Below are 23,105 nucleotides of genomic sequence, written 5' to 3' on the forward strand. Positions count from 1 at the left end.
CACGATGGGGCCGGTCGCGGTCCTCGGCCAAGTGTCCCTGGCGTTGCGCGGCCGGACGGTGCTCGACGGAATCGACCTCGCCCTGGGAGCGGGGGAGACCCTGGCTCTGCTCGGCCCGAACGGTGCGGGCAAGACCTCCTTGATGCGCCTCGTCGCCGGGCGGCTTGCGCCCGATGCGGGCAGCGTGCGCGTGGGCGGAGCCGACCCACACCGATCCGGCGAGGCCCGCCGCGCGGTGGGCTGGGTGCCGCAGGAGATCGCCCTCTATCCCCGCCTTACCGTGGCCGAGAACCTGTCGGTCTTCGCGCAGCTCTGCGGCCTGCCCCGCCGGGAGCGGCGGGAGGCGGTGGCCCGGGTGCTAGCGCTCGCCGACATCGATACCGTCGCAAGCCGCGTGGTGGCGACCCTGTCCGGCGGCTATCAGCGCCGGGTGAACATCGCCGCCGGATTGATCGGACAGCCCTCCCTGGTACTTCTCGACGAGCCGACCAACGGCGTCGATCTCGCCGCGCGCTCGGCGATCCACGCCGTGCTCCAGCGCCTGCGCGAGCAGGGCACCGCGATCCTGATCGCCACCCATGATTTTCCCGAGGCCGAGCGGCTGGCCGACCGGGTCGCCTTCCTGGCGCAGGGCCGTATCGTGCGCGAGGGGCGCCTCGCGGACCTCCTCGCCCGGCTGCGCACCGGCCCGCCGGAACGCGAGCTGATCCTGGAAGGCGCCCCCGACGCCGCCGCCGAGGCGGTGTTGCGCCGGGCCGGCTTCACCCCTGCCGGATCCTCCGGGCTGCGCTGGCGCACGAGCGAACGGGCGGGCCTCGACGGGGCCGCGCTCCTCGGGACGCTGCGCGCCCAGGGCGTACCGGTCGGCGAGGTGCGGGTGCGTTCGCCGCGCCTCGAAACCCTCTATGTCGAGGCCCTGCGCCCCCGCGACGTCGGCGAGGCCGGAGGCGCCGCCGCCCGCCCCCTCACCGCGGGGCTGACTCGATGATCGGCGCGGCCTTCCGAGTGATGATGCTATCCCTGCTGCGCGACCGCGCGGCGCTGGTGATGGCCTTCGTCTTGCCGACCGTGATCTTCTCGATCTTCGCCGCGATCTTCTCCGGCGCCATCGGAGACCGGATCCGCATCCATCTCGGGCTTGCGGATTTCGCAGGCACCGCCGCCACCCACCGGCTGGTGGATGCGCTCGCCGCCGACCCGACGCTGCGCGTCACCCGCCTGCCCGTCACCACCCTGGAGGACGTGCGGCGCGAGGTGCGCTCGGGGGAGGTCGATGTCGCCCTCATCCTGCGCGGCGACCTGATCGCGGGCGCGTCCGGAGAGAAGCCCGCCCCGGCGGACCAGCCGATCGTGCTGGTCGAGAACCCGGCCAAGGCGCTCGCCACCCCCATCGCTCTCGGCCAGCTCCAGCGGGTGCTGAACGAGGCCATGCCCGACGTGGTGCTCTCGCGGGTGATCGCGGACGTGGAGCGCACCGGCAAGATCGGTGCGGATGAACGGCGCTTCCTCGACGAGGCCTTCGCCGAGCAGCGCGCCAAGAAGGAGCCCTTCTCCTTCGCCGACCTCGTGGAGCGGGTGAGCACCGCCTCCGGCACCGCCAACGCCCGCGTGAGCTACTATGCCGGGGCGATCACCGCCGTGTTCCTGCTCTTCGCGGCGATGCAGGGCGCGCTGTCCCTGGTCGAGGAGCGCGAATCCGGCCTCAGCGACCGGCTGACCGCCGGGCCCGGTGGATTACCGGTGGTGGTGCTCGGCAAGTTCCTGTTCCTGACCCTTCAGGGCATCGTCCAGGCCGGGCTGATCTTCCTCGCCGCCGGGCTGCTCTACGGCGTCGAGATCGGCCCGCATTGGCCCGCGTTCCTGGCGGCTTGCCTCCTCGTCTCGGCCATGGCTGCCGGATTGGCGCTCGCCGCCTGCTCGATCGCCGCCTCCCGTCAGCAGGCGCATCTCGCCGCAACCTTCGGCGTGCTGCTGCTTTCGGCCATCGGCGGCTCGATGGTGCCGCGCTTCCTGATGCCGCCCTGGCTTCAGCAGGCGGGCTGGCTCACCCCCAACGCCTGGGCGATCGAAGCCTATCAGGCCGCCCTCGGCGAGGGCTTCGCCGCCGCCCTGCCCGCCCTGGCCGTTCTCGGCGCGCTGGCGCTCGCGGGCATCGGCGTGGCGCTGGCGAGCGTTTCGCGGCGGACGATCTGATGCCGCCCGTGGTGCCCCCTTTCCATCCCCGTGCCGAAAGGCCGTGGATGTCTCCCGCCGCGACGGGAGGGCGCGTTGACCGCCGCCCGCTCGCATCTAGCTTCACCTTGAGGGGTCGGCCATTCGCCGAGCCCGTTCGGAGCGTGCCCAGTTCATGAGCCAGGATTCGAGGGTCGCGGTGATCGGCTCAGGCCTCGGTGGCCTCGCCGCCGCCTGCGTCGCCGCCGCCAGGGGCCACCGCGTCACCGTCTACGACAAGAACGGCTGGCTGGGCGGCAAGGCCGCCGTGCTTCACGAAGGCGGCTTCCGCTTCGACATGGGGCCGACCATCCTCACCGTGCCGCGCGTGCTGGAGCGGATCTTCGCCGAGGCCGGGCGCTCCGTGCACGATTACATGGATCTGCGCCGCCTCGACCCGCAATGGCGCTGCTTCTTCGACGACAACACCCGCATCGACCTGATGCAGGACGTGGCCACCATGGCCACCGAGATGGACCGCTTCGCCCCCGGTACCGGGGAGGGCTACAAGAAATTCATCTCGATCTCCGAGCACCTGCACGGCGTCTCTGAAAAATTCTTCTTCTGGAAGCCGGTCGAGGATCTCTTCGACACGATCAACATCCGCGAGAACATGAACCCCGGCACATTGCGGGATGTTCTCTCCCTGCGGATGCACGCCTCGGTGGCCTCTACCATCCGGGGCAAGGTCAAGGACGCGCGGCTGGCGCAGATGCTCGACCACTTCGTCCAGTATGTCGGCTCGTCGCCCTACGGCGCACCCGCCGTGCTGTGCGCCATCGCCCACATGCAGACCTCGGAAGGGGTCTGGTACCCGATGGGCGGCACCCGGGCCGTGGCCGAGGGCCTTGCCAAGCTCGCGGGAGAACTCGGCGCGACGCTGAAGCCCGGCGTCGAGGTGACGGGAATCGACACCGCCAACGGCGCCGTGCGCGGGGTTCGCACCACGGCCGGCACGGATGCCTACGACGCCGTGATCTCCAACATGGATTCGGTGCGGACCTACAAGGAACTCATCGGCGGCGAACCCGGAAAATCCTTCGAGAAGAAGAACCCCGAGCCGGCCTGCTCCGGCGTGGTGCTCTATCTCGGGCTGAAGGAGCGCTACGAGCACCTCGCCCACCACGATTTCGTCTTCTCCCGCGATCCCGAGGAAGAGTTCGAGTACATCTACCGCAAGGGTGAGCCCGCGCCGGATCCGACCGCCTATCTCGCAGCCCCCTCCTCCACCGATCCGTCGGTGGCGCCCGAGGGCGGCGAGGCGCTCTATGTCCTCGTCCACACGCCGTACCTGCGGCCGCATCACGACTGGCGCCCAGACGGGCCGCTGTTCCAGAACTACCGCCGCACGATCCTCGACAAGCTCAAGCGCACCGCCGGGCTGTCCGACATCGAAGACCGGATCGTCGTGGAGCGTCACCTGACGCCCCAGGACATCCACGAGCGCTACAAGGTGCTGAACGGCGCGATCTACGGCCTCGCCTCGCACGGCAAGGTGATGGGTGCATTCAAGCCGGGCAACCGCTCGCGGCAGGTGCGCGGCCTCTACCTCGCGGGCGGTGCCGCCCATCCCGGCCCCGGCATGCCGATGGTGATGATGTCCGGCTGGATCGCCGCCGACGCCCTCGACACCGATGCGCGCGGCCGGGGCTTGAGCCAGGAGCGGAAGTCGGCGTGAGGCGCGAGGGCGTGAGGGACGGGCGATCCCTGCCCCGCACGTCCCCCGCCTTTTGGCGCTTCATGGTGGCGTGGTTCGACCGCTACCTGCGCCGCCACCTCGACGGGCTGAGCCAACCCCTCTGGAGCGTCCCGCCCCCGGCGGGGCATCCCGGGCCCCTGGTGATCTACTGCAACCACCCGGCATGGTGGGACGCGGCCGTGGTGATCCTGCTCGCCGGGAAGCTCTATCCCGGCCGTGACCACCGGGCGCCGTTCGATGCGGCGATGCTCGCCAAGTACAAGATCTTCGAGCGGATGGGCGCCTTCGGCGTCGATCTCGAGACCGCGCGGGGCGGGGCGCAATTCCTCGCCGCCGCCAGAACCATCCTGTCCGATCCGAAGGCCGTGCTCTGGATCACCGCGCAGGGGCGATTCCAGGATGTGCGCGTGCGTCCGCTGGGCCTGCGCCCCGGCGTCGCCCGTCTGCCGGAATTGGCGCCGGGCGCCCTCTTCGTGCCGCTCGCCCTGGAATACGCCTTCTGGGAGGAGCGGGGAGCGGAAGCCTTCGCGGCCTTCGGCCCGCCCATGACCGGTGCCGACTTGGCCGCCCTGCCGAGGGCCGAACGCCTTGCGCGTCTCGAAGGAGCGCTGACGGACACCCTCGACCGGCTCGGCGCCGACGTGATGACCCGCGAGCCCGAACGCTTCCGCCCCATCCTGGCGGGTAAGAAGGGTGTCGGTGGGCTCTACGACCTGTGGCGGCGCATCGCCGCGCGCCTGCGCGGGCGCTCATTCGATCCCGCCCATCGCAGCCCCACTCGCTGAGCGAGGCCATGCTCACCCTGCTCGCCCTGCTGTGCCTGTTCGCATCCCTGCTCCCGGCGGGGCTCGCGGCCGTGAACCTCATGGTCCTGCGCACGCCCGAGGCCGAGCCGGACGATGGCCTCGTCTCGATCCTGATCCCCGCCCGCAACGAGGCGGGTAACATCGCCGGCACGGTCCATGCGGCCTTGGCCAGCACGGGCGTACCGGTGGAGGTGATCGTCGGCGACGACCACTCGACCGACGCCACCGCCGCCATCGTGACGGGCATCGGCGATCCCCGCCTTCGCCTCGCCCCCGTCCCCGATCTGCCCGAGGGCTGGACCGGCAAGAACCACGCCTGCGCCCATCTCGCGAGCCAGGCCAGGGGGCGCTGGCTTCTCTTCATCGATGCCGACGTGACCTTGCAACCCGTGGCCGCCGCCGCCCTCTCGGCGCGCGCCCGCCAGACCGGGGCGGCCCTGGTGAGCGCCGTGCCGCGCCAGCGCATGGACACGCTCGGCGAGCGGCTGACCGTGCCGATGATCAACTTCCTGCTTCTCGGCTACTTGCCCATGCTGCTGATGCGGCGGCTGCCGAACCCGTCGCTCGCCACCGCCTGCGGGCAATTGGTGCTGTTCGAGGCCGCCGCCTACGGCACCACCGGTGGCCATGGCGCGGTGCGCGGTTTCCTGCACGACGGGGTGCGCCTCGCGCCGATCTTCCGCCGGGCGGGCTATCGGACCGACCTCGTGGCGGGCGCCCGAATCGCCACGTGCCGGATGTATGACGGCTTTCCCGCCGCCTGGGCGGGCTTCTCCAAGAACGCCCACGAGGGTCTGGCCACGCCCCGCGCCCTGCCCCTGTGGACGGCGCTGCTCGGCCTCGGCCACCTGCTCCCGCCGCTACTGCTCGTGGCCGGACTTCTCGGGCTCGTGCCGCCCGCAGCGACCCTGCTCGCCGCGCTGGCCTTCGGCGTGTCGCTCGCCACCCGCGCCGCGATCACCCTGGCGACGGGCGAGCCCGCCGCGACCATCCCGCTTCACCCGGCCTCCATCGCGGTGGCGCTGGCGATCCAGTGGAACGTGCTGCTGCGCCGGGAGCGCGCCGGGGCGGCGACGTGGAAGGGCCGCAGCTATCCGGTGGGCGGCGCCTGAGTCTCCTCCAGGATCCACGCGAGGGTTCCGGGGTCGACCTCATCCACCGGCAAGGCGAAGAGGATCGGCGTCTCGTAGGGGTGGCGGGTCTTCACGGCAGCGAAGAGCGCGTCCTTCAGGCTCTCGCGGCTCTTCAGAATCGCGCTCACCTCGTTCGAGCGTTCCACGGCGCCCTTCCAGGCATAGACCGACTTCATCCCGGCCAGAACGTTGACGCAGGCAACCAGCCTGTCGCGGACCAGGGCCTCGCCGATGTTGAGGGCAGACGCCTCGTCGGGAAAGGTCGTATAGACGAGGAGCGGGCGCTCCATGCTATGCCTCCATCATGCGGAGGCCTCAGGTGGGGCCCCGCCTCGGCCGACGTCAACCGGGCGGGTCCGCTCGACAGCTTGGGAGCCCCTGACGTGACCCCGATGCGCCGGCCCATTCCCCTTTAGCACCATGCGCAACAAGACCATCGCCTTCGTGGCGAGCCCCACGCGCGATGCGCGCGAAGCCGCCTCGATCCTGATGCGGCGCTACGACCACGTGCCGCCCGAGGAGGCGGATGTCGTCGTGGCGCTCGGTGGCGACGGCCTGATGCTGCAGGTGCTCCACCGCTTCATGGATGCGCCCAAGCCGATCTACGGCATGAACCGCGGCACAGTCGGCTTCCTGATGAACGAGTTCGGGGAGGACGACCTCCGCGAGCGGCTGGACAAGGCGCATCGCAGCGTCATCCACCCGCTGCTCATGGAGGCGACGGACACGGAAGGCCGTGCTCACAAGGCGCGGGCGATCAACGAGGTGTACCTGCTGCGCCAGACGCATCAAACCGCCAAGCTGAAGATCGCAGTCGACGGGCATGTCCGGCTGGAGCAGTTGATCGCCGACGGGGTGCTCTGCGCCACCGCCGCCGGATCGACCGCCTACAACCTCTCGGTGGGGGGCCCGATCCTGCCGCTTGACGCCAAGCTCCTGGCACTCACGCCGATTTCGGCCTTCCGTCCTCGCCGCTGGCGCGGCGCCCTGCTGCCGGATTACGCCCGCATCCAGATCGAGGTGCTGGACGCGGGCCACCGTCCGGTGGCGGCGGTGGCCGACCACACGGAGTTCCGCCGCGTCCGCACAGTGGAGACCTCGCTCGACCGCACCACCGACCTCGTGTTGCTGCACGATCCGGGGCACAGCCTCGACGAGCGGATCCTGCGGGAGCAGTTCGGTTAGGGAATGACTGTTTCCCTCCCCCAAGCCCAATCCTGAGAGTCTGTTCGGAAAGGTCGCGAAGGCCGTTCGAATTCTCGGTCGTTCTTGCGAGCGGAGCGAAGCAATCCAGGGACGCGGGCCCTTTCCGGAGGAGGCGCTTCTCTGGATTGCTTCGCTCCGCTCGCAAAGACGGAGAGGTCGATGACTTTCTCGGTCAGACGCTCGAGATGAGGGTGAACAGTGGGATCGGCCCTCTTTCAGGGCCGCCGGTACACCCACACCCGGGCGGGCGGAAGGTTCAGCCACACCCGGTTCGACGGCGCGGCGGTGTAGCTGCCCGCCTCGCACTTGGCGGGGATGGGCGGCACCACGGCATAGGTGAACTGGATGAAGGGCGCGCTCGGCCGCATCAGGTCGTGGGCGGCGTTGAGCAGGTCGAGACGCTGCTCAAGCGGCTTCGTGAACAGCGGCAGGCTGGAGATGGTCGCCGCGCCCGGCGCCGAGAGCGCATCGCCCAGCGTGTCGCGGATGTTGTAGGCATCCCCGCGAATCACCGTGACGCCGGGAAAGCGCCGGGCGAGCAGGCGGCAGAAATCCGGGTTGAACTCCACGAGGATCATCCGCTCGGGGGCGACGCCCCGGCGAATCAGCGCTTCGGTCACCGGCCCAGTGCCCGGTCCCAGCTCGATCACCGGGCCTTCCTGTTGCGGATCGACATAGGAGGCCATGGTCCGGGCGAGCATCCGCCCGGAAGGGGTCACCGCCCCGGTGACGAGGGGGCGCTCGAACCACGAGCGGAGGAATCTCGCTTCGTCCTCCAGGGGATCGCGGCGCGGCCCACGGAGGCGGCCCTCGATGCCGGAGACCTTTGCACTGGAGTGGCGCAGCGGCGGCAAGTCCTGGATTCCCGATGCCGTGGAGAGACGGAAGGTGTGTGGCAGGCTAACGTATCTATCGTCCAGCCAAGGCGCCGCCTAGGTCCTACGCGCCACGGCGTGACGCCGTGTGCGCATGGCCTGAAGGCGGCTCATGCCTTGGCGGCGCCCCCAAAGAACTCGCGAACCTTGGAAAAGAACCCTGCCGATTCAGGATGATTTTCGGACGAGGCCGATTCGTCGAACTCGAGCAGCAGCTCGCGCTGGCGCTTGGTGAGGTTCTGCGGCGTCTCGACGAAGACCTGGATGTAGAGATCGCCGATCTCGCGCGAGCGCAGGACCGGCATGCCCTTGCCCTTGATTCGGAATTGCTTGGCCGTCTGGGTCCCGGCCGGGATGCGCACCTGGGTTTGCGAACCGTCGATGACCGGCACGGTGATCTCGCCGGACAGGGCAGCGGTCACCATGGAAATCGGCACGCGGCAGAACAGGTCCGCACCGTCGCGCTGGAAGAACTCGTGTGGCTTGATCGAGAGGAAGACATATAGGTCCCCCGAGGGGCCGCCGCGCAGGCCGCTCTCGCCCTCGCCCGCGAGGCGGATGCGCAAGCCGTCATCGACGCCCGCCGGCACGTTGATGGACAGCGTCCGCTCACGGTTGACCCGGCCCGCGCCCTGGCAGTTCGTGCAGGGATCGTCCACGATCTCGCCACGGCCGTGGCAATTCGGGCAGGTCCGCTCAATGGCGAAGAACCCTTGCGCCGCGCGCACCCGGCCGTAGCCGCCGCAGGTGGTGCAGGGACGCGGCTTGGAGCCCGGCTTGGCCCCCGTGCCCGAGCAGGTGTCGCAGGTGATCGAGGTCGGAATCTTGATGGTCTCGGCCTTGCCGGTGAAGGCCTCTTCGAGCGTGATCTCGAGGTTGTAGCGCAGGTCGGCGCCCCGCTCGCGGCCCGGCGTACCGCCCCGCCGCCCGCCACCGCCCGATGCGCCCCGGCCGTCGCCGAAGAAATTGTCGAAGATGTCCGACATGAAGTCGCCGAACTCGTTGCCGAAGCCCGGTCCGCCGCCACCGCCCTGGCTAAAGGCGGCATGGCCGAACCGGTCGTAGGCGGCGCGCTTCTGACCGTCGGAGAGGCACTGATAGGCCTCGTTGATCTCCTTGAACTTGATCTCGGCTTCCTTGTCGCCGGGATTCCGGTCGGGATGGTAGGTCATCGCGAGCTTGCGGAAGGCGGATTTCATCTCGCCTTCCGTGGCGGTCTTGGCGACCCCCAACACCTCGTAATAGTCCCGCTTCGACATCCCGTTCCGACTCCGGCTCATCCGTACCGCGACCTCACGGCCTGACCGTGAAGGTCACGAGCCCCTTCGTCCTTGCGAGCGCAGCGAAGCAATCCAGGGACTCGCCAGGGCTTCGGATCGTCCCGCTGCCCTGGGTTGCTTCGCTGCGCTCGCAAAGACGGCGAGGGTTTCAGGGGCCTTTCCGACCGCCCGGTCGAACACTCGAGATGAGGTCACGGGCGGGAGAGGCGGCACCAGCGCCCTTCCGTTGCTGTACCTTGGCAAAAACTCTTCGCAACCGAAGACGGGACCGGATCGCTCCGGCCCCGTGCAATTTTCAGACGAGCGTGGCGATTAGGCCCGCTTCTTCTGGTCCTTGTCGTCGACCTCCTGGAAGTCGGCGTCGATGACGTCGTCCTTCTTCTCAGGCCCGGCCTCGCCCGCCGCCGCGCCGTCCGGCCCAGCCGACTGGCTCGCGGCGTACATCGCCTCGCCGAGCTTCATGGACGCCTGCATCAGGTCCGTGGTGCGGGCCTTGATGGTCTCTACGTCGTCGCCTTCCAGCGCGGTCTTCAGCGCGGCGATGGCCGTCTCGATACCGCCCTTGTCGGCCGCCGAGACCTTGTCGCCGTACTCCTTCACCGACTTCTCGGTGGAGTGGACGAGGCTCTCGCCCTGGTTCTTCACCTCGACCAGCTCGCGGCGGCGCTTGTCGGCCTCGGCATTGGCCTCGGCGTCCTTCACCATCCGGTCGATATCCGCGTCCGAGAGGCCGCCGGAGGCCTGGATGCGGATCTGGTGCTCCTTGTTCGTCGCCTTGTCCTTGGCCGTCACATTGACGATGCCGTTGGCGTCGATGTCGAAGGTCACCTCGATCTGCGGCATGCCGCGCGGGGCCGGCGGGATGCCGACGAGATCGAACTGGCCGAGCAGCTTGTTGTCGGCCGCCATCTCGCGCTCGCCCTGGAAGACCCGGATCGTCACGGCGTTCTGGTTGTCTTCGGCCGTGGAGAAGGTCTGGGACTTCTTGGTCGGGATCGTCGTGTTGCGGTCGATCAGGCGGGTGAACACGCCGCCCAGCGTCTCGATGCCGAGCGAGAGCGGGGTGACGTCGAGGAGCAGCACGTCCTTCACGTCGCCTTGGAGCACGCCGGCCTGCACCGCCGCGCCGATGGCCACGACCTCATCCGGGTTGACGCCCTTATGGGGCTCCTTCCCGAAGAAGGACTTCACCACTTCCTGGATCTTCGGCATGCGGATCATGCCGCCGACGAGCACCACCTCGTCGATCTCGGCCGGAGATACGCCCGCATCCTTGAGCGCCTTGCGGCAGGGCTCGATCGTCCGCTGGACGAGGTCGTCCACCAGCGACTCGAACTTGGCGCGCGAGAGCTTGAGCGCGAGGTGCTTCGGGCCGGTCTGGTCGGCGGTGATGTAGGGCAGGTTGATCTCGGTTTGCGTCGAGGACGACAGCTCGATCTTGGCCTTCTCGGCCGCCTCCTTGAGGCGCTGGAGGGCGAGCTTGTCCTTCGTCAGGTCGATGCCCTGTTCCTTCTTGAACTCGGCGGTCAGGTACTCGACCACGCGGTTGTCGAAGTCCTCGCCGCCCAGGAACGTGTCGCCGTTCGTGGACTTCACCTCGAACACGCCGTCACCGATCTCGAGGATCGAGACGTCGAAGGTGCCGCCGCCGAGGTCGTAGACCGCGATGGTGCCCGCCTTCTTCTTGTCGAGGCCGTAGGCCAGCGCGGCCGCCGTCGGCTCGTTGATGATGCGCAGAACCTCGAGGCCCGCGATCTTGCCGGCATCCTTGGTCGCCTGACGCTGGGCATCGTTGAAGTAGGCCGGAACGGTGATGACCGCCTGCGTGACCGGCTGGCCGAGATGGGCCTCGGCGGTCTCCTTCATCTTCTGAAGGGTGAAGGCCGAGATCTGCGACGGCGAGTACTTCTTGCCGTCGGCCTCGACCCAGGCATCGCCGTTGTCGCCGCGAACGATCTTATAGGGGACGAGACCCTTGTCCTTCTGGGTCATCGGGTCGTCGTAGGTGCGCCCGATCAGGCGCTTGATGGCGAAGAACGTCCGCTCGGGGTTCGTGACCGCCTGGCGCTTGGCCGGCTGGCCGACGAGCCGCTCGCCGTCATCCGTGAAGGCCACGATCGACGGGGTGGTGCGGGCGCCTTCAGAATTCTCAATGACCTTGGGCTGCGTGCCTTCCATGACGGCCACGCAGGAATTGGTGGTGCCGAGGTCGATACCGATTACCTTACCCATGGTGGGATCCCTCTTCTGTCGCGTTCAAGCAGACCGCCGAGCCCCGAAGCAGCTCGGCCCATGGCATTTCAGAACTCGCGGTGGAGACTGACGCATCTGACGTGAGTACGGGACTCGGGCCGGATCAAGGGCCGCGAACGGCTGCAATCCGGCGGATAATCCCGCGTCGTCGGCGATATAAGAACCGCCGCTCTGCCTCGCAAGAAGCCTTGGCACGAAGGGCACCCGGAGCACCAGCGCCTTCGCAGGTCTGACGTTTTCAACTCTCTCGGTGGTCAAGCTCCCCCCGCGCAGCTGCAATTTGTTGCTTCGCTGCCACGTCAGCGCCACCGATGCCGTGTTAACCCAGTGGCGAGGGATCGTGACTGGCCCCGCAGGAAGATACAAACAAGAGCCGTCCTTGCCCGCGCGCCCCCTTCGTCCGACCCGCCTCCTTCTGCTCTCCGCCGTGGCCGCCGGTTTGGCCCTCGGGGCTCCTGCCCGTCCGGCTCACGCGCAGAATTTTCTGGAACGTCTGTTCGGCATCAAGCCGGAGCGCCCCCCGGTTCCGCCCCTGCGGGTCCCCGAAGGCGCCCCGCCGCCCGGCCCCGCCTCTCCGGAGGAACCGGGTCAGGCCGTGCCCGAGGCGTCCCGCCCCGCTCCCGTGCCGCGCGGCCCGGTGGTGCTGAAGGCGCCGAGCGAGGACAGCGTCATCGGGCAGGACCTCCAGCGCAACGGTGGCGCGGGCGCGCTGAAGCTCGAACGGGCGGGCACGGGCGTCACCGCAACCATGACCCTGCCCGGCACCAAGATCTCCCAGCCGACCGAGAGTTGCAGCGTGAAGCTCGGCGGCGGCAAGCCGATCCCGCTCACCTCCTCCGGTCGCCCCGAGGGCGTGCCGCGCTACGAGGCATCCGCCGCGGAATGCCCCCTGCGCTTCGACGTGGCGGAAGGCGGCGTGCTGGTGACTACGCTCGATTCGAGCGCGACCTGTACCTTCACGGCGGCCGACTGCGCGACCACGCCGGTCGGCCTCTGGGGCCCGCCCGCCGCGACCCTGGTGCCTCGCGCAGGCGAGTTCGACACGGCGCGCGGCGTCGCGGACAAGTCGGTGCGGGACAATTACAAGCTGATGACCCAGCGCGCCCGCCGCGAGGACGTGCGTCCGATCGTGGCCGAGCAGGCGGCCTTCTCGGCGGATCGGGAGCAGTACTGCCGCAGCTACGCCCGCGAGGGCACCCACGGTTTCTGCCACCTGCGCTTCACGGAAAACCGCTCGCTGGCGCTGGCGACACGCCTGGGCGCGAACACGGCGGCGCCGACGGCGGCCACGACGACGACGGCCGCGCCGCGCAGGCCCCGGCCGAAGCCCTCCGTCGAGGGCATGAATCCGGACGTGGTCAGCCCGCAGGAGCCGGAATAGGCCCGGCGCGTCAGGCCCGTCCGACGCTCGCCGAGAGCATGGCCGGATCGATGCCGTTCTCGCGCAAGGTGCGGTCGTATTTCGATTCGAGATCGGCGGCGAAGATCAGGCTTGGATCCGCTTGGCAGTTGAGCCAGCCATTGGCCATGATCTCGCTCTCGAGCTGGCCCGCCTGCCATCCCGCATAGCCCAGCGCCAGGACCGCGTTGGCCGGGCCCTCGCCACTGGCGATAGCGCGCAGGATCTCCACCGTGGCGGTGAGGCAGATCCCGTCATCGATGATCAGCGTCGATTGCGCGATGTGGAAATCATCCGAGTGGAGGACGAAGCCGCGACGTCCCTCCACCGGACCGCCCATCAGCACCGGCATGTGGCCGACCCGCTCGCGCAGACGGATCGCATCCGCCTCGGTCGCCACATCGAGCTGCACTAGCAGGTCCGGCATGCTGATGTCGATGGCGGGCTTGTTGACGATAATGCCCATCGCCCCGTCGGAGGAATGCGCGCAGATATAGATCACGGAGCGCGCGAAGCGTTCGTCCGCCATACCCGGCATCGCGACCAGGAACTGGCCGTCGAGGAAGTTGGTGCCGGAGAGCGCCGTCTGCCGGGGAGGAAGGGATGTCGGCATGAACCCATGCTGGCCTTCCGCCCTCATCTTGTCCAGCGGACAAAGTGTTCGCTGTGCGTGCCACGTACGCCGCCTCGACACTGGCACACCCGCACGCTAGGTCAGCGGCAAGCACGCGGGGAAACCCGCTCCACCGGAGACACCAGAGATGATCCAGGTCGGCGAACACCTGCCTCAGGCGACCTTCCGGGTGATCGGCCCCGAAGGCCCGATGGCGCGCACCACGGACGACGTGTTCAAGGGCCGCCGCATCGTGCTGATCGGCGTGCCCGGCGCTTTCACCCCGAGCTGCCACCGTAACCACCTGCCGGGCTTCGTCCAGCACAAGGCGGAGATCCTGTCCAAGGGTGTCGACGCCATCGCCGTGACGAGCGTCAACGACGTGTTCGTGCTCGACGCGTGGTCGAAGGCGAGCGCGGCCGAAGGCATCGAGTTCCTGGCCGACGGCAATGCCGATTTCGCCAAGGCCATCGGGCTGGACATGGACGGCACGGGCTTCGGCCTCGGCACGCGCTCGAAGCGTTATTCCATGCTGGTCGAAGATGGCGTGGTGCGGGTGCTCAACGTCGAGGAATCACCCTCCAAGGCCGAGGCCTCGGGCGCCGAGGCGATGCTGAAGCTGCTCTGAGCCCATCCGGGTCCGGCCCTCGTGAGGCCATGATCTCCGGGATAAGGCGGCGCGGCTCGATGTGTCGATGCGCGCCGCCGGCCCCGGGGATCGAATGTCTGTCCTGCACGACCTGCCGATCGCGGATCTGATCGCGAATTACGGCTACCTGTTCATCTTCCTCATCATCACGTTGGAGAGCGCGGGCGTCCCCTGCCCTGGGGAGACGGCGCTGATCTCGGCCGCCGTCTATGCGGGCAGCACCGGCAAGCTCGACATCGCGGGCGTGATCGCCGCTGCCGCCGGGGCGGCAATCCTGGGCGACAACTTCGGCTACTGGGCCGGGCGCCGCTGGGGGATGCCGCTGCTGCTGCGCTATGGCCACCTGATCGCCCTCGATCATGGGCGGCTGAAGCTCGGCCAATACCTGTTCCGGCGCCATGGCGGGAAGATCGTGTTCTTCGGCCGCTTCACCGCGATGCTGCGTGCCTACGCGGCCCTGCTCGCGGGAGTGAACCGCCTGGATGCCCGCCGCTTCTTCGTGTTCAACGCATTGGGCGGCATCGTCTGGGCGGCGAGCATAGGCTTCGGGTCGTATTATTTCGGCCGCTCCATCGAAACCATCGCAGGACCGGTCGGCCTCACCCTGCTCGGCCTCGTGATCCTGGGCGGCCTTGCGCTCTGGCTCTTCGTGCGCCGCCACGAGGCCCGCTTGGTCTCGAAGGCCGAACTCGCGATTCCGGGACCGCTGGTCTGACAGCCCGCGACCGGAGCGACGTCCGGGCGTCCGCACGTCAATCCGGGGCGATCTCAAGATCCTCCAAGTCCCCATGGTGGAGCAGGATCACGCCCGTCGCGGCGGCGAGCCTGCGAGCGGCGGAGGTGAAGTCGGCATTCGAGACGACGGCCGCGCGGTCGCCCTCCCAATAACGGAGCGCCGCAGCGGCCTCTTGCACGGCGGCGTTGCCGACCGGGCGGCCCAGCCGTTTGCATTGCACGATGAGCCGGAGCCCCTCCCGTTCGGCCACGATATCCGCGCCCTGGTCGCCGCTCGGCGGGGTGCGATGGGTGCGCCAGCCCGCCCGCGCGAGGAGCCCGGCACAGAACCGCTCGTAATCGATGCCGTCCTCGGGCGCCTCATCCTCATCGGGGAGATCGATCGCGGCGGCCTCGTCCTCGATCAGGGCGAGCATGCGCGGACGCTCCCGCGCGAACAGATCCGCATCGCGGGAGCCGAGTTGCGGCAGTACGGTGCGGTCGAGGAAATAATCGCATTCCCGCTGCCAGCCGTCCTCGATCAGGTTGCCATAGGCATCCTCGAACCGCTCCTGGCGGCGCCGCAGCGCCAGGGTCTCGGCATGGTGCCGGGCGATGCGGCGGACACGGCGCCGCAGGCGGCGGGGCCTGTCGAGATGGCGGGCGAGCACGGCCACGAGCGCCACCCCCGTCCCGGCGAAGGCCGGAGGCCCGTACCAGAAGGCGATGGACGCCCCGGTCACCCCCGTCCAGAACAGGCGGGTGACGAGGCTCGGCGGACGGGCAGGCGCCTCGCCCGCCGAGGCCGCAGCGGGCGAACCAGGGCGCGCGGACGACATCGGCATCGGCAACTCGATCGATCATGATGTCCATGACCCTCTCAAGCCCCCCTTGCCCGATCCTGAAGCAGCGGGGAAAAGCTGTGGATCGCCCGACACGCCCGGGGACGGCATGAGCACCTATCGCTTCGACAGGCTTCTCGCCCCGCGCGCCGTCGCCTTCGTCGGCGCCGGCTCCCGCGAGGGCAGCGTGGGCCGCAGCGTGCTGTCGAACCTCATGCGGGCGGGCTATCCGGGCCGGATTCTACCGGTTCATCCCACGGAAGGTGAGATCGAAGGCTTTCCCGCCGCGCCGCGCCTCTCGGCACTGCCGACCGTGCCCGATCTCGTCGTGATCGCCGTGCCGCCCTCGCACGTCCCGGATGTGGTCGATGAGGCGGGGCGAATCGGCGCCGCCGCCGCCATCATCCTGACCGCCGGGCTCGGCACGGGGCCGGAGGATCCGGGGCCGCGTGCCCGCAGGGCGGCCCGTGCCCACGGCCTGCGCCTTCTCGGGCCGAACAGCGCGGGTCTCTGCGTGCCTGGGCGGAAGCTCGATGCCAGCCTGTTCGCGCATGCGCCTTCGGCCGGGGACCTCGCGCTGATCTCGCAATCGGGCACGGTGGCGGCTGCGATCGCGGAGTGGGCGAGCCGCCGCGGAGTCGGCTTCTCGGCGGTGATGGCGCTCGGCAGCGCCATGGATGTCGATGCTTCCGACTGCCTGGACCATTTCGCGGCCGACATCCGCACCCGCGCCATCCTGCTCTGTCTCGACCGCGTGGAGGATGCGCGGCGCTTCATGTCCGCCGCCCGCGCGGCGGCGAGAGCGAAGCCCGTGGTGGTGCTGCGCGCGGGACGGCGGCGGCCGGATGCTCCGGCCGCGTCCGATTTCGCCGTCACCCATACGGGGGCGCTGGCTCGGCCCGATGCGGTCTACGCCGCCGCCTTCCGGCGGGCAGGCCTGCTCGCGGTGCAGGATCTCGACGAGATGTTCGCCGCCATCGAGACCCTGGGACGGCAGCGGCCTTTTCCCGGCAAGCGGCTCTCGATCCTCACCAACGGGCTCGGCATCGGCCTTCTGGCCGCCGACAGGCTGGCCGACCGGGACGGGATCCTGGCCCGAAACCCGCAAGGCAACCCGGTCAACCTCGGCATGGATGCGGGCGGCCCTGCCTTTGCGCAGGCGCTGGAGCCGCTGCTGACCGATGAGGACAGCGACGCCGTGCTGGCGATCCACGTTCCGACGATCCGCTCGGACGCGCGGGCCGTCGCCACGGCCATCGCCGAGACGGTGACGCAGGCGCGTAAGGGCCAGAGCCGCAAGAAGCCGGTCTTCGCCGTATCCCTCGGCGAGGCCGAGACGGTGCGAGAGACCTTCGCGGGCGCGGGCATCCCGCAATTCTCCACCGATACGGAGGCGATCGAAGGCTTTCTGCACCTCGTGCGTTACCGGGAGGCGCAGGACGATCTGATGCGCACCCCCGACTCGCTGCCGCGGGACTTCTCGCCCGACACGGAGCGCGCGCGGCGGATCGTGAGCGACGCGCTCCGCCAGGGTGCATCGTGGCTCGACCCCATCGCGGTGGGCGAGTTGCTGGAGGCCTATTGCATCCCGGCCGTACCCCTGATCCTCGCCCCCGACATCGACGCGGCGGCGGCGGCGGCGTGGCCGCTGATCGCCGGGGGGCAGGCGGTCGCGCTGAAGGTCGTCTCACCCGACATCGTGCACAAATCCGATATCGGCGGCGTTCATCTCGATCTCACCAGCGAGGCGGATGTGCGCGAGGCCGCGCGCTCCATCCTCGCCCGCGCGCGCCGGGAGCGGCCCGATGCCCGCGTCACCGGCTTCGCGGTGCAGCCGATGGTGCGCCGGGGCCGCCGACGCGAACTCATCGCAGGGCTTGCGGAGGATCCGGTCTTCGGCCCCGTCGTGGTATTCGGCCGGGGCGGGACCGCCGTCGAGGTGATCGACGACCGGGCGCTCGGCCTGCCGCCGCTGGACCTGATCCTCGCCCGCGACCTCATCGCCCGTACGCGGGTCGCGCGGCGCCTCGACGCCTATCGCGACGTGCCCGCTGCCGACCTCGCCGCCATCGCCCTGACACTGGTGAAGATCGCACAGCTCTCCGCCGACCTGCCGCAGGTGCGCGAACTCGACATCAATCCCCTGCTCGCGGACGAGACCGGTGTGCTCGCTCTCGATGCGCGGGTGCGGATCGGCCGCGTGCCGCAAAGCCGCTACGGCGAGCGCGACCGGCGCGGCGGCGGCCATCCGGGTTTCGCGATCCGTCCCTATCCGGTGGAATGGGTGCGAATGCTCAACCTGAAGGACCGGACCGTGTGGGTGCGCCCGGTGCGGCCGGAGGACGAGGAGCTGTTCCGGGTGTTCTTCGAGAACCTCGACCCGGAGAGCCTGCGCCTGCGCTTCTTCGGCCCGGTCCGCGCCTTCAGCCACGCATTCCTCGCCCGGCTGACACAACTGGACTACGCCCGCGCCATCGCCTTCGTGGCCGTGGAGATCGGGTCCGATGGCCGCGAGCGGATGCTCGGGGCAGTGCGCCTTCATGCCGATGCCAATAACGACAGCGGCGAATACGCCATCGGCGTCGGCCAGGACGCGCGCGGCACCGGCCTCGCCTTCGCGCTGATGCGGCTGATGATCGACTGGGCGCGATCCGAAGGGATCGGCCGTGTGGAGGGGACGGTCCTGTCCGAGAATCGCCCGATGCTCGCGGTCTGCCGCCGCCTGGGCTTCACGCAGAAGAGGGATCCGGACGATCCGGGCGTGATGAAGGTTCGACTCGATCTGTCGGAGCCGCGGGAGGCGCAAGGCCGACCCTGAACATCATTCACGTCCCATGATCGGCAAAATGAAAGGCCCCACGCATCCCTGCGCAGGGCCTTCTGACCTGAGCCGATAAAGAGCTTAGTGGCCGCTATCCGTCGCGTTGCGTGTCGCCTCGAAGAGGAACCACGTGCGCTCCTCGGACTGGTCGATCCACTCTTCCAGCAGCGAAGTGGTGGAGACGTCGTTCGCCTCGTCGGTCACCTCGTGCAGCTCACGCATATGGGCGGTGAGCGCCTTGTTGTCGTCGCGCAGCTCCTTGAGCATGTCGAGCGGGCTCACATACTCGGCGTCGTTGTCGGCCACGCGGGTCAGGCTCTTGGCCTGGCCCAGCGAACGCAGCACCGTGCCGCCGATCTTGCGGGCACGCTCGCCCACGGCGTCGATAATCGAGAAGATCTGCTGGGACTGCTCATCCATCATCAGGTGGTAGTCGCGGAAATTCGGGCCGCTGACATGCCAGTGGAAGTTCTTCGTCTTGATGTAGAGGGCGAAGAGATCCGACAGCAGGACGGTGAGGCCCTCGGCGATCTTCTTGGTGTCGTTGGGGTCGAGATCGGTCGGGGTGTTGAGGCGATCGCTCTCGATTCGGCTGACCGGCTTGGCCTTTGCCATCGTTCACGCTCCCATTGCAGGCGATGAAGGGCGGGCCGGCCTCGGAAAAACCGGGCTGGCCACGTTCTCCCCTGCAATCGCAGCGCGGCGGGATGGTTCCGAGCACGAGATGCCCGCATGGCAGGCCCGCAATCAGCGAACGAGAGGTGCGGCCTCACTGTTGCGGCGCTCCGCCGCGGTCGCCGGAGGCAGGGTGCGGGGGGCTGGCGAACGAGGGCTGAGGGACCCGGTCGTCGTAGGGTCCGCAGACTTCGGAGCCGCAGAGGCAGCGGGCGCGGGCTTGGGCGCTGCCTGCGCCGCTGGTGCGGGCTTCGACGCCGAAGTCGACACAGGCTTGGCGTTCTCGGGCTTAGCGTTTTCAGGCTTGGGGCTATCGAGACCGTAGATGTCGTCCCGGAACTGGGCGCGCCCATCCGGTCCGGCATATCCGGTGAGATAGACGAAGGCGACGGGAATCGGCTTCGGCAGCTTGATGTCCCGGCGCTCGCCGTCCGCGATGCCGCTCTCGATCTCCATCGCACCCCAGGTCGAGCCTGGCCCGTTCGGCCCCTCGACGCCCTGCAACAACCAGCCGACCAGCTCCTTCACTTGGCCCACGCGGACGCAGCCATGGCTGTGAAACCGCACCGACCGCGCGAAAAGCGACTTGGCCGGAGTGTCATGCATGTAGACGGCAAAACGGTTGGGCATATCGATGCGGACTTGGCCCAGTGAGTTATCGAGCCCCGAATCCTGCCGCAGGGTGTAGTTGGCGGCCTTCTCGCTCGCCCAATCGATCTTGGTCGGATCCACCTCGGTCCCGCCCGGCCCCAGGATACGGATCCGATTCTTGGCGAGGTAGCCGGGGTTCTTCCGCATCTGCGGAATGATCTCGTTCTTCACCACCGAGACCGGCACGGTCCAGGTCGGGTTGAAGTTGATGTCGGTGATGCGGGTTTCGATGGTGGGAGTCGCCTTGTCGTGCGAACCGACCACGGCGACGTAGCGGCGAACCACCTGCCCGTTTTCGATCGCTTCGACCGTGGCGGACGGAATGTTCACGGCGACATAACGCTCGCCGAAAGCGAACTTGACGCCCATCAGACGGCTCGCCGACGCAGCCAGCTGCTTCTGGCGCGTCTCGGCCGGAACGTTCAACGCATTTATGGTGAGCCGACCAAGTATCCCGCTATCCGGCAGACCGTGACGGCCCTGGAAGGCGGAGATGGCGGCCACGAGGGGTGGATCGAGCCGATCGCTCGGGGGGGCATCGGCGGGAAGATCACCTTCGAGGGTCAGGTGATGGCGCAAAGCCGGGATCGCAGGATGGCGCTCACCGGGCTTCAGGCTGATCAGGGTGTCGGGCACCTTCTCCCAACCCCCCGCTTCCACGAAGGCGGCGTAGCGCTCGGCAGCGCGCAAGGTGTTCAGGAACGTCTGAGACGAGAAGGTGGGGACCGGATCGGTCGAGACCTTCGCGTAGACCAGCGGGGCAGGCTCACGGCTCTTGCGCGGCGCCTCCTGCGGCTTGGCAGGGCTAGCCTCCACCAGCGGCTGAACAGGAACCGGCGCTGGCTCGAGCGGCTTCGGAATCATCTCTTTTGCCGGCTCTATTTTCGTGATTTCGGCCGCTGGCTGCTGCGCTACCGGGACGACGGCGATGTCCTGGGCATGGACGGTAGCCGTTCCCGTTAGCAGGGCGGACAGGCAGAGACCGGCCGCAACGGCGGCGCGGGGGCGGCTCGGGGTCGGGACCATACGCGACTCTCCCGACGGCGCCGGGGGCGGCGCGGTCTGGCGCGAGAATGCGGGCGCGATGGTTACCAATCCCCTCCGGGGTGCACGCTCATGCTGTACCGCGCAGGCGCGCTCGCACGGTGGAATGGTCCGGCGCGTGACGGAAGGCCGCGATCAGCGCCTCGCGGAACGGCTTCGGGCGCATGGCCTCATCGAGTGGCAAGGGACGCTGCCGGCGCCTGTCCGGGCGGCGATGGTCGGGATGGTCGTTGAGCCATGTATCGCCATCGAACAGACCCCAGGTCACGACATCGAGGAGCGCGGGCTCATCGAGCGCGACATCGAGGAATCGACGGGCGAAATCCGCCACGCCCCTGTCCCGGACCACCGGATCGGCGGGGAAAGCCTTGTCATCGATATCGAGTTCGGTGATCGCGATGCCGACGCCGAGCTGGCCGAGCTCCCGCAGGAAGCGGCGGAACTTCGCCGCGTCGAACGGGTGGTCGCTGACGAGATGGGCCTGGATGCCGAAGCGGCGAACCGGCACGCCCCGCTTCCGCATCGCCTCGAGCCGCGCGAGCACGCGGGCGCGGCGGGCCTCCACCCAGCCGAAATCGTGCTCCAGGGAATCCTCGTTCCAGGTCAGCACCGCGCTGGGGTCGGCGTCGTGCGCGAGGCGGAAGGCAAGGTCGAGATAGCCGGGCCCGAGGGCGGCGAGCCAGGGCGTCTCGCGGAGGCCGTCCTCCCGGCGCACCGGCCCGTACCCGGCCAGAACTTCGTTGAGCACGTCCCAGGATTCGATCATCCCCCGGTAGCGCCCCATCGCGGTCTCGATCCAGCGCCGCAGGAAGTCCTCCGCCTGGGCAGGGCTCGCCTTCGCGAGTTGCTCCGCGACCCAGCCCGGCAAGGCCTCGTGCCAGACAAGGGCATGCCCGCGCAGGCGCTGCCCATGCGCGCGGGCGAAGCGCACCACGGAATCGGCCGGGGCGAAATCGGTGCGGCCGGGCTCCGGCATCACCACCGCCATCTTCAACTCGTTGTTGCCGAGCAGAAGGCCGCAATCCCGCGCGAGGATCTTCCTGAACTCCGTGCTGCGGTTCAGCAGGTTCGACGGCACCGCCGCCCCGAAGGCGAGGCCCTTGCGCATCGCCACTCCCTGCGGCCCGTCCGCTGCCCAGGAGGGCTTACCCAACGGCCCAAAATCCGGCGCCGCCCCGGCGGGCCGTGAGAGCAGGCTCGCCGCACTCCCCGCGAGCAGGCTCCGGCGTTTCAGGGAGATCGACATGCCCATCCTTGCCGCCAGCGGCCTTGCGAAGCGGTGGCCTTCCCGTGGGCCTGCTCCATCTCACGCCTGACAGCCCAAGATGGAGCCCATTCGATGTCTCGACACCCCGCGATCAGCCCCGGCCATAGCGCGGTGGTGACGGGCGCCGCGAGCGGCATCGGTCTCGCCGCCGCGAAAGCCTTCGCCACGGCGGGCATGAATGTGTGGCTCGCCGACCTGCCGGGGCAGGCTCTGGACGCCGCCCGCGCGGAGGTGGCGGCGCTCGCCGCGGTGGATGTCCGCGCCGTGCCGACGGATGTCTCCGACCGGAGCGCCATGGAGGCCCTGGCCGCGGCCGTGCTGCGCGGCGGGCCGCCCGCCATCGTGATGCTGAATGCCGGCGTCGAGGCCGGAGGCAAGCTCTTCTCCGACGCCGAGACCTGGGAGCGGATCATCGGCACCAACCTCTGGGGCGTGGTGAACGGCATCCGTGCCTTCGCCCCGGCCATGGCCGAATCCGGGCGGCCCGGCGCCGTCATCGTCTCCGGCTCGAAGCAGGGCATCACTACCCCGCCGGGCAATGCGCCGTACAACGTCTCGAAGGCGGGCGTGAAGGCCGTGACCGAGGCGCTCGCCCACGAGCTACGCAGCCGCGAGACCTGCCAGACCAGCGCGCACCTGCTGATTCCCGGCTTCGTCTATACCGGCCTCGCCAAGGCGCGCGGCGTCGCCGAGAAGCCCGCCGGCGCCTGGACGCCGGAGGAGACGATCGAGTTCATGCTGGAGCGCCTGCGGGCGGGCGACTTCTACATCCTCTGCCCCGACAACGAGACCACCCGCGCGCAGGACGAGAAGCGCATGGCCTGGGCCATGGGCGACATCATCAAGAACCGCCCGGCCCTGTCCCGCTGGCACCCGGATTACGCCGAGGCGTTCAAGCGGCACATGGAGGATTAAAACCCTCCCTTGGCGCGGGTCCTGCACCGGGGTAAGCCCGGCCCCTCAGGGG

The 23,105-nt window shown here is 69.1% G+C and carries 20 protein-coding genes; 11 read left to right on the forward strand and 9 right to left on the reverse strand.

The window, feature by feature from the left end; genetic code table 11:
• Positions 1 to 4 precede the first annotated feature (4 nt).
• The 5 genes from J4O73_RS03505 (at position 5) to J4O73_RS03525 (ending at position 5,828) form a co-directional block, all read left to right on the forward strand.
• Entirely contained in the window at positions 5 to 988 is a 984-nt protein-coding gene (locus J4O73_RS03505) for an ABC transporter ATP-binding protein (RefSeq protein ID WP_426214594.1), read from the forward strand.
• Positions 985 to 2,193 carry an ABC transporter permease gene (locus J4O73_RS03510; protein WP_426214596.1) on the forward strand — a complete coding sequence of 403 codons (1,209 nt, stop codon included), beginning with the start codon at positions 985 to 987 and terminating at the stop codon, positions 2,191 to 2,193. The genes J4O73_RS03505 and J4O73_RS03510 overlap by 4 nt, the downstream gene beginning before the upstream one ends.
• A 154-nt stretch (positions 2,194 to 2,347) precedes the next feature.
• A complete protein-coding gene (locus tag J4O73_RS03515) occupies positions 2,348 to 3,889 on the forward strand; it encodes a phytoene desaturase family protein (protein ID WP_426214598.1) in 1,542 nt (513 codons plus the stop codon).
• 62 nt (positions 3,890 to 3,951) lie between these two features.
• Complete coding sequence (locus J4O73_RS03520) at positions 3,952 to 4,695, forward strand: lysophospholipid acyltransferase family protein (RefSeq protein ID WP_426214908.1); 744 nt, start codon at positions 3,952 to 3,954, stop codon at positions 4,693 to 4,695.
• Between the two features lie 8 nt (positions 4,696 to 4,703).
• Positions 4,704 to 5,828: a glycosyltransferase family 2 protein gene (locus J4O73_RS03525; protein ID WP_426214600.1), complete on the forward strand. Its 1,125-nt coding sequence runs from the start codon at positions 4,704 to 4,706 to the stop codon at positions 5,826 to 5,828.
• On the opposite strand, the gene cutA is transcribed toward J4O73_RS03525, so the two are convergent.
• Positions 5,807 to 6,139 carry a divalent-cation tolerance protein CutA gene (gene cutA, locus J4O73_RS03530; RefSeq protein WP_426214602.1) on the reverse strand — a complete coding sequence of 111 codons (333 nt, stop codon included), beginning with the start codon at positions 6,137 to 6,139 and terminating at the stop codon, positions 5,807 to 5,809. The two genes, J4O73_RS03525 and cutA, sit on opposite strands and share 22 nt — an antisense overlap.
• A 130-nt stretch (positions 6,140 to 6,269) precedes the next feature.
• On the opposite strand from cutA, the gene J4O73_RS03535 reads away from it, so the two are divergent.
• Entirely contained in the window at positions 6,270 to 7,034 is a 765-nt protein-coding gene (locus J4O73_RS03535; RefSeq protein ID WP_426214604.1) for an NAD kinase, read from the forward strand.
• 236 nt (positions 7,035 to 7,270) lie between these two features.
• Here J4O73_RS03535 and J4O73_RS03540 read toward each other — a convergent pair whose 3' ends face one another.
• The 3 genes from J4O73_RS03540 to dnaK form a co-directional block, all read right to left on the reverse strand.
• The gene (locus J4O73_RS03540) at positions 7,271 to 7,909 is read right to left on the reverse strand and encodes a class I SAM-dependent methyltransferase (RefSeq protein ID WP_426214606.1); all 639 of its coding nucleotides are present in this window, start codon (positions 7,907 to 7,909) and stop codon (positions 7,271 to 7,273) included.
• Between the two features lie 131 nt (positions 7,910 to 8,040).
• A complete protein-coding gene (dnaJ, locus tag J4O73_RS03545) occupies positions 8,041 to 9,189 on the reverse strand; it encodes a molecular chaperone DnaJ (protein ID WP_426214608.1) in 1,149 nt (382 codons plus the stop codon).
• A 333-nt stretch (positions 9,190 to 9,522) separates the two neighbouring features.
• Positions 9,523 to 11,442: a molecular chaperone DnaK gene (gene dnaK / locus J4O73_RS03550; RefSeq protein WP_426214609.1), complete on the reverse strand. Its 1,920-nt coding sequence runs from the start codon at positions 11,440 to 11,442 to the stop codon at positions 9,523 to 9,525.
• A gap of 400 nt (positions 11,443 to 11,842) precedes the next feature.
• On the opposite strand from dnaK, the gene J4O73_RS03555 reads away from it, so the two are divergent.
• Positions 11,843 to 12,844 carry a hypothetical protein gene (locus J4O73_RS03555; RefSeq protein WP_426214611.1) on the forward strand — a complete coding sequence of 334 codons (1,002 nt, stop codon included), beginning with the start codon at positions 11,843 to 11,845 and terminating at the stop codon, positions 12,842 to 12,844.
• Between the two features lie 10 nt (positions 12,845 to 12,854).
• Here J4O73_RS03555 and J4O73_RS03560 read toward each other — a convergent pair whose 3' ends face one another.
• A complete protein-coding gene (locus J4O73_RS03560; protein WP_426214613.1) occupies positions 12,855 to 13,475 on the reverse strand; it encodes a YqgE/AlgH family protein in 621 nt (206 codons plus the stop codon).
• Positions 13,476 to 13,623: 148 nt separating this feature from the next.
• On the opposite strand from J4O73_RS03560, the gene J4O73_RS03565 reads away from it, so the two are divergent.
• Together J4O73_RS03565 and J4O73_RS03570 are read left to right on the forward strand one after the other, a co-directional pair.
• Positions 13,624 to 14,103: a peroxiredoxin gene (locus tag J4O73_RS03565; protein WP_426214614.1), complete on the forward strand. Its 480-nt coding sequence runs from the start codon at positions 13,624 to 13,626 to the stop codon at positions 14,101 to 14,103.
• Positions 14,104 to 14,197: 94 nt separating this feature from the next.
• Entirely contained in the window at positions 14,198 to 14,839 is a 642-nt protein-coding gene (locus J4O73_RS03570) for a DedA family protein (RefSeq protein WP_426214616.1), read from the forward strand.
• Positions 14,840 to 14,876: 37 nt separating this feature from the next.
• Here J4O73_RS03570 and J4O73_RS03575 read toward each other — a convergent pair whose 3' ends face one another.
• Entirely contained in the window at positions 14,877 to 15,683 is an 807-nt protein-coding gene (locus J4O73_RS03575; protein ID WP_426214618.1) for a restriction endonuclease, read from the reverse strand.
• Positions 15,684 to 15,789: 106 nt separating this feature from the next.
• Between J4O73_RS03575 and J4O73_RS03580 the strand changes: the two genes are divergently transcribed.
• Positions 15,790 to 18,498 carry a bifunctional acetate--CoA ligase family protein/GNAT family N-acetyltransferase gene (locus J4O73_RS03580; protein ID WP_426214620.1) on the forward strand — a complete coding sequence of 903 codons (2,709 nt, stop codon included), beginning with the start codon at positions 15,790 to 15,792 and terminating at the stop codon, positions 18,496 to 18,498.
• Between the two features lie 84 nt (positions 18,499 to 18,582).
• On the opposite strand, the gene J4O73_RS03585 is transcribed toward J4O73_RS03580, so the two are convergent.
• From J4O73_RS03585 to J4O73_RS03595, 3 genes are all read right to left on the reverse strand, one after another.
• Positions 18,583 to 19,116 carry a Dps family protein gene (locus J4O73_RS03585; protein WP_426214622.1) on the reverse strand — a complete coding sequence of 178 codons (534 nt, stop codon included), beginning with the start codon at positions 19,114 to 19,116 and terminating at the stop codon, positions 18,583 to 18,585.
• A 132-nt stretch (positions 19,117 to 19,248) separates the two neighbouring features.
• Entirely contained in the window at positions 19,249 to 20,853 is a 1,605-nt protein-coding gene (locus J4O73_RS03590; protein WP_426214623.1) for a L,D-transpeptidase family protein, read from the reverse strand.
• An 88-nt stretch (positions 20,854 to 20,941) separates the two neighbouring features.
• On the reverse strand, positions 20,942 to 22,117 hold the full coding sequence (locus J4O73_RS03595) for an endo-1,4-beta-xylanase (protein WP_426214625.1): 1,176 nt from the start codon (positions 22,115 to 22,117) through the stop codon (positions 20,942 to 20,944).
• A gap of 93 nt (positions 22,118 to 22,210) precedes the next feature.
• Between J4O73_RS03595 and J4O73_RS03600 the strand changes: the two genes are divergently transcribed.
• Positions 22,211 to 23,053, forward strand: coding sequence for an SDR family NAD(P)-dependent oxidoreductase (locus J4O73_RS03600; RefSeq protein ID WP_426214627.1), 843 nt, complete (start codon positions 22,211 to 22,213; stop codon positions 23,051 to 23,053).
• Positions 23,054 to 23,105 lie beyond the last annotated feature (52 nt).

It is taken from the genome of Methylobacterium sp. NFXW15 (assembly GCF_049887755.1).
Taxonomy (GTDB): domain Bacteria; phylum Pseudomonadota; class Alphaproteobacteria; order Rhizobiales; family Beijerinckiaceae; genus Methylobacterium.